This window comes from Kribbella sp. NPDC031520 (assembly GCF_055580825.1).
Map to the genome: position 1 here is coordinate 411,445 of NZ_JBVIKS010000004.1, position 10,633 is coordinate 422,077.

Genomic DNA, 10,633 nt, shown 5'->3' on the forward strand with positions numbered 1-10,633 from the left:
TTGATCCAGCACGGCGGCGGACACCACCCCTCGGTGTCAGCTCGGGAGGGTGACAGTGGCTGTCGTACCGCCGCTGGGGGAGGAGGCGAGGGTAATGGTGCCGTGGTGGGCGCGGGTGATCTCGCGGGCGATCGACAGGCCCAGGCCGGAACCTCCGCTGGCCCGCGAGCGGCTGGTGTCGAGGCGGACGAAGCGTTCGAACACGCGCTGCCGGTCCTCCTCGGGGATGCCGTCGCCGTCGTCCTCGACCGTGATCACCGCGGAGCCGTCGTGCTCGGCCGTCGTCAGCATCACCGTGGTGTGCGCGGCGCGGGCGGCGTTGTCGACGAGGTTCCGCAGTACCTGACTCAGCCGGGCCGGGTCGCCGGTGACGCGGACCGGGTGGACGTCGCCCTTGACGGTGAGCTCGGGCTTGGAGTTGCGCAGCCGCTTGATCTCCGCCTCGACCAGGTCGTCCAGGTCGACGTCGGTCTGCCGCATCCGGATCCCGGTGTCGTCGGCCTTCGCGAGCAGCAGCAGGTCCTCGACGAGCTGCCGCATCCGGTCGGTCTCGGTCTCCATCACCTGCCGCAGCTCACGCCACGCCTTGCCGGTGGTGTCAGCCTCGATCACCTCGAGTGCTGCGGTGAGCGTGGCCAGCGGCGAGCGCAGTTCGTGGCTGGCGTCCGCGACAAACGCGCGCTGGGTCGCCTGCCCGGTCTCCAGCCTGTCGAGCATCTCGTTCATCGTCACCGCCAGCCGGGCGATCTCGTCCCGCGTCTGCGGGACCGGGACCCGCTCGGTCAGGTCCCGCGTCCCGATGCCCTGCACCCGGGACCGGATCCGTTCCACCGGCCGCAACGCCTGCCCGATCATCAGCCACCCGGCGATACCGACGACGAGCAGCAGCAACGGGAACCCGATCAGCAGGTACTTCGAGACGGTCCGGACCGTCTGCCGCTGGGTCTCCACCGACGATGCGACCACCACGGTGTACGTCGTCCCGTGATAGGCGGCGCCCTGCGCGACGATCAGGAACGAGTGGTCGTCGTCGATCAGCGGCATCTCGCCGACCTCGGCCCGCATCAGCGCGCCGTCCGGCGGCCGCAGATCGGTCAGCGGCGAGTTGTCCACCCGGGACGACGAGGCGGCGACGATCTTCCCGCTCGGGTCGAGGACCTGGATCAGCTGACTGGCCCGGGTGGTGTTGGCCAGGTCCTCCCCGAGGCCCTTCGTCCCCTCGGTACTGACCTGGCGGGCGACGTCGGCGACCCGGCCCTCGGCGGCGTCGGAGACCTCGGTGATCAGTGCCCGCTGCAGGAGCAGCAGCAGCGCGGCGGCGCCGACCAGCAGCGCGACCGCGACCACGATCACGGCAGCGGCGGTCGACCGGCTCCGCACACTGGCCTGCCGCAGGCCGCCGGCGGTCCGGTACCACCCGTCAACGCGACGTCGCACGACCGTGCTCACCCCACCAGTTTCGCAGGTCCGGACTCAGTTGACTCTCAGCCGCCTTCCGGGTTCAGCCGGTAACCCATCCCGCGGATGGTTTCGATGGCGTGCCGGGCGAACGGCGTGTCGATCTTCTTCCGCAGGTACCGGACGTACACCTCGACCACGTTCGGGTCGCCGTCGAAGGCCGGGTCCCAGACGTTCTGCAGGATCTCGGTCTTGCTGACCGTGTCGCCGCGGTGCCGCATCAGGAACTCGAGCAGCCCGTACTCGCGCGGCGTCAGCGTGATCTCCCGCCCGTTCCGCTCCACCCGGCGGCGGGCCACGTCCAGCGACAGGTCGCCGGCCATCAGCACGACCGGCCGCTCGGGGCCGCCGCGCCGGATCAGCGCGCGCAGCCGGGCGACCAGGACCAGGAAGCTGAACGGCTTCGTCAGGTAGTCGTCGGCGCCCAGGTCGAACGCGTCGGTCTGGTCGTACTCGCCGTCCTTCGCGGTCAGCATCAGCACCGGCGTCCAGATCCCGCGGGCCCGGAGCAGCTCCAGCACGCGGTACCCGTTCAGCTTCGGCAGCATGATGTCCAGCACGATCACGTCGTAGCTGTGCTCGGTCGCCGCCCAGACGGCGTTCTCGCCGTCGTGCACCAACTCGACCACGAAACCGGCGTCGGTCAGCCCGCGGTGGACCGTGTCTGCCAGCCGCAGCTCGTCCTCGACCATCAGCACTCGCATTCCGACAGTGTCACCGCAACCCGCTGAGAATCCGCTGAGAGCCCCAGAGATTGACGGCGGCAGGCGGTCCCCCTAGCGTTGTCGAAGCGCTTCGACAATCGGGAGGCCGGACAGATGAAGTTCACCGACGGGTACTGGCAGTTACGTCCGGGACTCAGCCGCCTGCGGCCGGTCGAGGTCGAGAGCGTCGAGGTGGGCGACCGGGAGCTGACCGTTTACGCGCCGGCCCGGCGGATCGAGCGGCGTGGCGACACCCTCAACCAGCCGCTGTTCACGGTGACCTTCAGCTCGCCGGCCCGCGGCGTGATCGGGGTCCGGATCGCGCACCACGTCGGCGGCCGGCCCGCGCGGCCGTCGTACCGGCTGAACACCGGCACGGACCACCCGGTGAAGGTCGAGGCCGGCCCGGCCGAGGCGCGGCTGACGTCGGGGGAGCTGAGCGTGGTGATCGCGCTCGAGGGGCCGTGGGACGTCCGGTTCGAGCAGGACGGCCGGCCGCTGACGAACTCGGGGGAGCGCAGCGTCGGCCTGATTACCGATGCCGAGGGCAACCAATACGTCCACGAGCAGCTCGCGCTCGGCGTCGGCGAGACGGTCTACGGCCTCGGCGAGCGGTTCGGCCCGCTGGTGAAGAACGGTCAGATTGTCGACAGTTGGAATGCCGACGGCGGGACGTCCAGCGAGCAGGCGTACAAGAACGTCCCGTTCTACCTGAGCAGCAAGGGATATGGGGTTCTTGTCGACAATCCTGCACTCGTCTCGTTCGAGCTCGGCTCGGAGGTGACGTCCCGCAACCAGTTCAGCGTCCGGGGGCAGGAGCTGCAGTACTACGTCTTCGCCGGGCCGACCCCGAAGGACGTGCTGCGCCGCTACACCGGGCTGACCGGACGTCCGGCGCGGGTGCCCGCGTGGTCGATGGGGCTGTGGTTGTCGACCTCGTTCACCACCGACTACACCGAGGAGACGACGAGCTCGTTCGTCGACGGCATGGCTGAGCGGGACCTGCCGTTGAGCGTCTTCCACTTCGACTGCTTCTGGATGCGCCAGTTCCACTGGTGCGACTTCGCCTGGGATCCGGTGGCGTTCCCGGACCCGGCCGGTATGGTCCGCCGGCTGAAGGAGCGCGGCCTGCGGGTCAGCCTGTGGATCAATCCGTACATCGCGCAGCGTTCGGCCCTGTTCGAGGAGGGCCGCCGGCTCGGGTACCTGCTGAAGCGGCCGGACGGTTCGGTCTGGCAATGGGACATGTGGCAGGCCGGGATGGCGGTCGTCGACTTCACCAACCCGGACGCGACCGCGTGGTTCCGCTCGAAGCTGCAGGCGCTGATCGACCTCGGCGTCGACTGTTTCAAGACCGACTTCGGCGAACGCATCCCGACCGATGTCGTCTGGTACGACGGTTCGGACCCGGAGCGGATGCACAACTACTACGCGCAGCTCTACAACGCGGCCGTCTTCGATCTGCTCGAGGAGAACCGCGGCGACGGCGAGGCGGTGCTGTTCGCGCGGTCCGCGACGGCCGGCGGCCAGCAGTTCCCGGTGCACTGGGGCGGCGACTGCGAGTCGACGTTCGAGGCGATGGCGGAGTCGTTGCGCGGCGGGCTGTCGCTGGCCGCGTCCGGGTTCGGCTACTGGAGCCACGACATCGGCGGGTTCGAGGGCACGCCCGATCCGGCGATCTTCAAGCGGTGGGTCGCGTTCGGCCTGCTGTCGTCACACTCGCGCCTTCATGGATCCTCGTCGTACCGCGTCCCGTGGGCGTTCGACGAGGAAGCGGTCGACGTACTGCGGAAGTTCACCAAGCTGAAGCTGTCGCTGATGCCGTACCTGATGACCGCCGCGGAGGAGGCGCACAGCGACGGGGTGCCGATGATGCGGCCGATGGTGCTCGAGTTCCCGGACGACCCGGCGGTCGCGTACCTGGACCGCCAGTACATGCTCGGCCCGGACCTGCTCGTGGCGCCGGTGATGAGCTCCGACGGTGAGGTCTCGTTCTACCTGCCGCGCGGTCGGTGGACGTCGCTCCTGACCGGCGAGGTGCTGACCGGGCCGGGCTGGGTGCAGCAGACGCACGGCTTCGACAGCGTTCCCCTGTACGTCCGCGAGGGCGCGGTGATCCCGATCGGCGCGGTCGACGACCGTCCGGAGTACGACTGGTCCAACGGCGTGGAAATGCGGTGGTTCCAGCCGTCCAACGGACAGGTGACGACAGTGCGGCTGCCCGGCGCCGAGGTCGAGCTGGCCTACCGCGACGGCAGCGTGGAGTCTCGGGTGGTCGAGGGAAAGAGCACGTTCACCGTCGAGGTACGCGGATGAAGCTCTGGTACGGCGGTGACTACAACCCCGAGCAGTGGGACCCGGCTGTCTGGAAGGACGACGTCGAGCTGATGCGCCAGGCCGGGGTGAACCTGGTGACGGTCGGCGTCTTCTCGTGGTCGAGCCTCGAGCCGCGGCCGGGTGAGTACACCTTCGGCTGGCTCGACCAGGTACTCGACCTGCTGCACGACGGCGGGGTGAGCGTGGATCTCGCCACCCCGACGGCGTCGCCGCCGCCGTGGTTCAGCCGCCTGCACCCGGAGGGGTTACCGGTGACCGCGGACGGCGTACGGCTGACGCACGGGAGCCGGGACACGTACTGCGCCTGCGCCCCGGCGTACCGTGACGCCGCGCGAGGGATCGCCGGCAAGCTGGCCGAGCGGTACCACGATCACCCGGCGCTGGCGATGTGGCACGTACACAACGAGTACGGGACGACGTGCTACTGCTCGCTGGCGGCAGAGCGGTTCCGCGGCTGGCTCCGGGAGCGGTACGGGTCGCTCGACCGGCTGAACGAGGCGTGGACGACGGCGTTCTGGAGCCAGGGGTACGACGACTGGCGCGACATCGAGCCGCCGCGGAAGACGCAGTACCTGGTGAACCCGACGCAGTATCTGGACTTCCGGCGGTTCTGGTCGGACGAGTTGCTGGCTGCCTTCGTCGAGCAGAAGACAGCGCTGCGAGCGCATTCCGACGCACCGGTGACCACGAACTTCGTGTTCGGCGGCTGGGTTCCGGTGAACCATGCGCGCTGGGCCGCCGAGGTCGATGTGGTTGCCATCGACCACTATCCGGACCAGGCCGGGATCGGCGCGGAGGAGCAGACCGCGTTCGGCGCGGATCTGGCCCGCGGCTGGGCCGGCGGAAAACCGTGGCTGCTGATGGAACAGGCGGCCGGCGCTCTGAACGAAGGCCGCCGCTGGCATACGAAGGAGCCGGGCCGGATGGCGCGGCACAGCCTGTCGCACGTCGCCCGCGGATCACGCGGCGCGCTGTTCTTCCAGTGGCGGGCGTCGCGGGGCGGTGCGGAGATGTACCACCCGGCGATGGTTCCGCACGCGGGGCCGGAGAGCCGGATGTTCCGGGAGATCACCGACCTCGGCGCGGTCCTGCCGCGGCTGGCTGAAGTTGCCGAGAGCAACGTTGTCGCGGACGTCGCGATCCTGTGGGACGCCGAGTGCTGGTGGGCGATGCAGGGTACGCACCTGCCGTCGTCGGACCTGGACTACCTGAAGGCCGTCCGGTCCGCGCACCGGCAGTTCTGGCGCGCGGGCGTGACCGTCGACTTCGCGGCACCGGACGCGGACCTTTCCTCGTACGGCGTCGTGGTGGTGCCGTCGCTCTACCTGATCTCGGACGAGGCCGCCGCGAACCTCACGGCGTACGTCGAGAACGGCGGGCAGCTCGTGGTCGGGTACTTCAGCGGCATCGTCGACCCCGACGCCCGCGTCCGGTATGCCCTCACCGAGCTGCTCGGCGTCCAGGTCGAGGAGTTCCACCCCCTCGCGGACGAGGTCGCGCTGGCGTCCGGCGGGCGCGGGCGGCTGTGGAGCGAGGACGTTCGGGCAGTGTCGGCCGAGGTGGTCGACCGGTACGCCGGGGGAGTGCTGGACGGGAAGCCCGCGATCACCCGGCGGCAGATCGGGGCGGGTACGGCGTGGTATGTCTCGACCGAGCTGGACGATGAGACCGCTGCCGCGCTGGTCGAGAACCTCGTCGGCGTCGGCGAGCCGGTGGAGACGGTGCGTCGCCGGTCCGGGCAGATGACCTGGACGTTCCGGATCAACCACGGCGACGAAGAGGTCGTCGTACCCGCGAAGGGTGTCGAGTTGGTGAGCGGAATGGCTGTCGACGGTGAGCTGACGGTGCCGCCCGGAGGTTATGCGGTGGTGCGGTCGGAGTGAGGGCCGGAGCTGCCGCGGGCGGTCAGCGCCGGCGGCAGCAGGGTCAGCTCCGGCACGGTGCCGCCCTCGAGCTTGGCGATCAGCGCCTCGACCGCCTGCCCGCCGATCTGTTCTGCCGGGATCGTCACCGACGAGAGCTGCGGCACCTGCCGTTCGGCGACGTCGTCCGCGCAGATCGCGACCAGCGACATGTCCTCCGGCACCCGCCGGCCGAGCCGTCGCAGTACGTCGAGCAGCGGACCGATGATCGGCTCGTTCTGTACGACGAGCCCGGTGAGGTCAGGGTGTTCGTGCAGCAACTGCCCGACCGTCTGCAGGATCGCGTCGAACGTGTGCTCGCACGGTGTCTCCACCCCGAGCATCCCGCGCCGGGCGGCAGCCTCGGCGAACCCGGTGAGCGTCCGCTGCGCGAACCCGGTCTGCCGTTCGTAAACGGCGGACGGCGTACCGAGCAGGGCAAGCGACCGATGACCGAGATCGGCGAGGTGGTCCACGCAGAGCGCGCCCGCGGCAACGAAGTCGAGGTCGACGCAGGTCAGCCCGTCGGCGTCTTCGGGATACCCGATCAGCACCGACGGCATCGGCAGGTCGCGCAGCACCGGCACCCGTTCGTCGTGCAGCTCGACGTCCATCACCACGAGCGCGTCGACCAGCGAGGTCTGCGCCACCCGCTCCAGGCCGTCGGGTCCTTCGTCGGCCGTGAGCAGCAGTACGTCGTGATCGAACTGGCGGGCCGTGGTCACGATCGCACTCGCGAACTGCATCATCACCGGTACGTGCATACCGGTCCGCAGCGGCATCACCAGCGCCAGGACGTTCGAACGCCGGGCGGCGAGTGCGCGGGCACTCGCGTTCGGCCGGTAGCCGAGGGCGCGGACGCTGCGCTGCACTCGCTCACGGGTGTCCGGCGAGATCGTCCGCTTCCCGCTCAGCACGTAGGACACCGTGCTGGTCGCCACCCCGGCGTGCCGGGCGACGTCCGCGATAGTGACCATGCCGCCATGATCGCAGCTGACTGAACGCGATGCCCAGCAGCACGAGCCCGAGTCCCAGAATCTGCCGGCTCGTCAGGACGTCCCCGGCCCACGAAACGCCGAGCAGTACGCCGGTCACCGGGTTCAGCAGGCCGATCAGGCCGACGGTCGCGGCGGGCAGCCGCCGGAGCCCTGCGAACCAGGCGGTGAAGGCGAGCGCGGTCGCCACGAGGCCGACGTAGGTGAAACCGGCGACGGCCGGCAGGTCGAGGTGCGGCGGCGCGCCCTCGATCAGGACCGCGAACGGGATCAGCACCAGACCGCCCGCGATCAACTGCCACGACGTCGTCGCGAGCGAGGCGCGGCCCCACTTCTTGACCAGTACATAGCCGAACGACGACATCGTCAGCGCGGCCGCCGACGCGGTGACGCCACGGAGGTCGACAGCGGCCGACCCGGCGCCGAGCAGTAGTACGACGCCCGCGACGCCGCCGGTCGCTCCGATCAGGACGAGCGCGGTCGGGCGTTCCGCGAGCAGACCCCAGGCGAACAGGGCCATCGTGAACGGCGCCGCGGACATGATCGTGGACGCCAGGCTGACCGGCAGCAGTTGTGAGGCCAGGTAGATCAGCGCGAAGAACGCGCCCATGTTGCAGATCCCGAGCACGACCGAGCGCCACCACCAGGCGCCGCGCGGCAGCTCGCGGGCGATCGCGAGCAGGAGCAGACCGGCCGGTAGGGCACGGAAGACCGCGCCGTACAAGGGATGTCCGGCGGGGAGATACTCGTGCGTGACGAAGTAGTTCGTGCCCCAGGCGATCGGCGCGATCGCGGTCACCAGCGACCAGCGAAAAGTATCTTCCATGGAAAACACTATATCTTCCCGGGAAGATATAGTGCAGGTATGGACCATGTGGCGAGAATCCAGGCGGCGTGGAAGGTCGAGCGGCCCGACGTCGACACCACCCCGCAGGGGGTGATCGGGCGGCTGCACCGGATCGCCAACCGGTTGACCGGCGAGCTCACGCTGCTCTACGCGCAGTACGGGTTGACCGAGGGGGAGTTCGACATCCTCGCCGCGCTGCGCCGGGCGGGAGCGCCGTACGAGCGTGCGCCGGGGGAGCTCGCGCTGCACACGATGGTGACGACCGGCGCGGTCACCAAACGGGTCGACCGGCTGGAGGCGGCCGGCCTGGTCCGGCGTCGGCGCAGCGACGCGGACGGGCGCGGCCGGGTGGTGCAGCTGACCCCGGCGGGGCGGCGGCTGATCGACAAGGCGTTCACCGCGCACATGGCGAACGAGCGGCGGCTCCTCGACGCCTTGACACCGGAGGAATCGGCTCAGCTCGAGAAGTTGCTGACGACGTGGCTCGCGCGGCTAGAACCGACGACAGAATCCTGACGCCACGCAGGGGACCTGTGAGACGACGACGGCCCAAGGTGGGTAACCTCGGCGCCTAGCGGTGTCTGACCCGGGCTGTTGCCGGGTGAGCCGATAGGAGATGATGCCCACCGTGACCGGACCACAACGCGAGCTCGCGCCGACGCCGTCGGAGGCCGATCCGGCCGTCGCCGGCCTGACCGTCGGGCTCGGTGGACCGTCCGGGCGGTTCGCCCGGCTCGGGTCGTCGTGGTGGACGCCGCTGCGGATCGCGCTGGCGGTCTGCACGATCACCTTCGGTCTCGGCGTACTGCAGAAGGCGCCGTGTATGGAGGCCGGCTGGGACCGCCAGAGCTGGAAGCCGTTCAAGGCGCTGTGCTACTCCGACATCGGGTTCCTCTACCAGGAGCGCGGTTTCGCGGAGGGTAACTGGCCGTTCCTGGACACCGGCAACTACCCGGTGCTCGAGTACCCGGTGCTCACCGGCGGTTTCATGGAGGTCGCGGCCCGGATCACCTGGCTGATGACCGGCGACCCGAAGAAGGACCTGACCGTCGAGCAGAAGCGCGACACGGCCGGTGTGTTCTTCCTGGTCAACACCGTCATGCTGTTCCTCTGCGCGTTGCTCGTCGTCGGCCTCACCGTCGCGACCGCTCGCGGCGTGCAGCGAAAACCGGGCGCGGCCCGCGGGCAGCCGCTGGACGCGCTGTACGTCGCTGCCGCGCCGGTGCTGGCGTTGACGTCGACGATCAACTGGGACCTGTTCGCGGTCGCCCTGACGGCCGGGGCGATGTTCGCCTGGTCGCGCGGGAAGCCGATCTGGTTCGGCGTCCTGCTCGGGCTCGGGACGGCGGCGAAGTTCTACCCGTTCCTGCTGCTCGGGCCGTTGCTGATCGTCTGCCTCCGCGGGCGGAAGCTGTGGCCGTGGTTCCAGGCGGCGATCGCGGCCGCGGTCGCGTGGGGTCTGGTGAACGCGCCGATCTACCTGCTGGCGAAGAACGAGTGGCTCTCGTTCTGGCAGTTCAACGACCAGCGGGAAAGCGACTACGGCTCGATCTGGTACGTCCTCAAGCTCGCCAAGCACGAGGTCACCGACGTCAACCAGCTGAACATCGTGATCTTCGCCGGGCTCTGCCTGTCGATCGCGATCCTCGGGTTGATGGCGCCCCGGCCGCCGCGGTTCGCGCAGCTCGCGTTCCTGGTCGTGGCGGCGTTCCTGCTGATCAACAAGGTGTACTCACCGCAGTACGTGCTGTGGCTGCTGCCGCTGGTGGCGCTCGCCCGACCCCGGTTGCGGGACTGGCTGATCTGGCAGGCCTGTGAGTGCTTCTACTGGATGCTGGTCTGGATGCATCTGGCGCAGTTCCTGCAACCGGGCGATCCGAACGTACCGGACCGGATCTACTGGTTCTCGGTGATCCTGCGGATGGCCGGCACGCTGTGGCTGATGCTGGTGGTCGCGCGCGACATCCTGCTCCCGGAGAACGATCCGGTCCGGCGGGGCGACGCGGTCGACGACCCGTCCGACGGCGTGCGGTCCCGGGCGTTGGCGACCGCCTGATGAATGTCTACTAACTCGATCATATTTCGAGACAAAGGTCGCGCGGGGTCGCGGACGTTCTACCGTCGGTGTCATGAGGCCGACGCTGACCGTGATCGTGGATCCCGCCGACCGCTGGATGAGCCGCGCGGCGTGTATCGGCCAGGCGCCCGCGTACGACGAGACCGCCACCCGCTGGGAGCAGCGCAAGGCGCGTGAGCTGTGCCTGAAATCGTGCCCGGTCCTCGAGGAGTGCCGGGAATGGGCGCGGCGGACGAAGTACACCGGAACGGCCGCCGGCGAGACCCTCCTGTACGGACGCCGCCGCGGCCATCCGGAGTGTGCCGCCAGCTAGG

9 protein-coding genes are annotated in these 10,633 nt (G+C 69.5%); 5 read left to right on the forward strand and 4 right to left on the reverse strand.

Translation table 11 applies throughout. The features are described 5' to 3' along the window. Positions 1-36 precede the first annotated feature (36 nt). Entirely contained in the window at positions 37-1,065 is a 1,029-nt protein-coding gene (locus ACZ5BU_RS22705) for a sensor histidine kinase (RefSeq protein ID WP_465702673.1), read from the reverse strand. A gap of 419 nt (positions 1,066-1,484) precedes the next feature. Continuing rightward, positions 1,485-2,162, reverse strand: coding sequence for a response regulator transcription factor (locus ACZ5BU_RS22710; protein ID WP_325037062.1), 678 nt, complete (start codon positions 2,160-2,162; stop codon positions 1,485-1,487). 114 nt (positions 2,163-2,276) lie between these two features. On the opposite strand from ACZ5BU_RS22710, the gene yicI reads away from it, so the two are divergent. Then, positions 2,277-4,478: an alpha-xylosidase gene (gene yicI, locus ACZ5BU_RS22715; RefSeq protein WP_465701810.1), complete on the forward strand. Its 2,202-nt coding sequence runs from the start codon at positions 2,277-2,279 to the stop codon at positions 4,476-4,478. Beyond that, positions 4,475-6,382 carry a beta-galactosidase gene (locus tag ACZ5BU_RS22720; RefSeq protein ID WP_465701812.1) on the forward strand — a complete coding sequence of 636 codons (1,908 nt, stop codon included), beginning with the start codon at positions 4,475-4,477 and terminating at the stop codon, positions 6,380-6,382. Before yicI ends, ACZ5BU_RS22720 begins: the two co-directional genes overlap by 4 nt. Here ACZ5BU_RS22720 and ACZ5BU_RS22725 read toward each other — a convergent pair. Both ACZ5BU_RS22725 and ACZ5BU_RS22730 read right to left on the reverse strand, forming a co-directional pair. Continuing rightward, entirely contained in the window at positions 6,358-7,377 is a 1,020-nt protein-coding gene (locus tag ACZ5BU_RS22725) for a LacI family DNA-binding transcriptional regulator (protein WP_465701814.1), read from the reverse strand. The two genes, ACZ5BU_RS22720 and ACZ5BU_RS22725, sit on opposite strands and share 25 nt — an antisense overlap. Further along, positions 7,277-8,221 carry an EamA family transporter gene (locus tag ACZ5BU_RS22730; RefSeq protein WP_465701816.1) on the reverse strand — a complete coding sequence of 315 codons (945 nt, stop codon included), beginning with the start codon at positions 8,219-8,221 and terminating at the stop codon, positions 7,277-7,279. The genes ACZ5BU_RS22725 and ACZ5BU_RS22730 overlap by 101 nt, the downstream gene beginning before the upstream one ends. 39 nt (positions 8,222-8,260) lie before the next feature. Between ACZ5BU_RS22730 and ACZ5BU_RS22735 the strand changes: the two genes are divergently transcribed. The 3 genes from ACZ5BU_RS22735 to ACZ5BU_RS22745 all read left to right on the forward strand — a co-directional run bounded on the left by ACZ5BU_RS22735 (position 8,261) and on the right by ACZ5BU_RS22745 (position 10,632). Then, complete coding sequence (locus ACZ5BU_RS22735; protein ID WP_465701818.1) at positions 8,261-8,758, forward strand: MarR family winged helix-turn-helix transcriptional regulator; 498 nt, start codon at positions 8,261-8,263, stop codon at positions 8,756-8,758. Between the two features lie 103 nt (positions 8,759-8,861). Further along, on the forward strand, positions 8,862-10,298 hold the full coding sequence (locus tag ACZ5BU_RS22740; protein WP_465702675.1) for a glycosyltransferase family 87 protein: 1,437 nt from the start codon (positions 8,862-8,864) through the stop codon (positions 10,296-10,298). A gap of 73 nt (positions 10,299-10,371) precedes the next feature. After that, positions 10,372-10,632, forward strand: coding sequence for a WhiB family transcriptional regulator (locus tag ACZ5BU_RS22745; RefSeq protein ID WP_465701820.1), 261 nt, complete (start codon positions 10,372-10,374; stop codon positions 10,630-10,632). Position 10,633: the final 1 nt, after the last annotated feature.

Coding starts and splice junctions, on each gene's coding strand:
- ACZ5BU_RS22705 (WP_465702673.1), bottom strand. CDS start 1,065: ATGCGGGCCGAGGTCGGCGAGATGCCGCTGATCGACGACGACCACTCG.
- ACZ5BU_RS22710 (WP_325037062.1), bottom strand. CDS start 2,162: ATGCGAGTGCTGATGGTCGAGGACGAGCTGCGGCTGGCAGACACGGTC.
- yicI (WP_465701810.1), top strand. CDS start 2,277: ATGAAGTTCACCGACGGGTACTGGCAGTTACGTCCGGGACTCAGCCGC.
- ACZ5BU_RS22720 (WP_465701812.1), top strand. CDS start 4,475: ATGAAGCTCTGGTACGGCGGTGACTACAACCCCGAGCAGTGGGACCCG.
- ACZ5BU_RS22725 (WP_465701814.1), bottom strand. CDS start 7,377: ATGGTCACTATCGCGGACGTCGCCCGGCACGCCGGGGTGGCGACCAGC.
- ACZ5BU_RS22730 (WP_465701816.1), bottom strand. CDS start 8,221: ATGGAAGATACTTTTCGCTGGTCGCTGGTGACCGCGATCGCGCCGATC.
- ACZ5BU_RS22735 (WP_465701818.1), top strand. CDS start 8,261: ATGGACCATGTGGCGAGAATCCAGGCGGCGTGGAAGGTCGAGCGGCCC.
- ACZ5BU_RS22740 (WP_465702675.1), top strand. CDS start 8,862: ATGCCCACCGTGACCGGACCACAACGCGAGCTCGCGCCGACGCCGTCG.
- ACZ5BU_RS22745 (WP_465701820.1), top strand. CDS start 10,372: ATGAGGCCGACGCTGACCGTGATCGTGGATCCCGCCGACCGCTGGATG.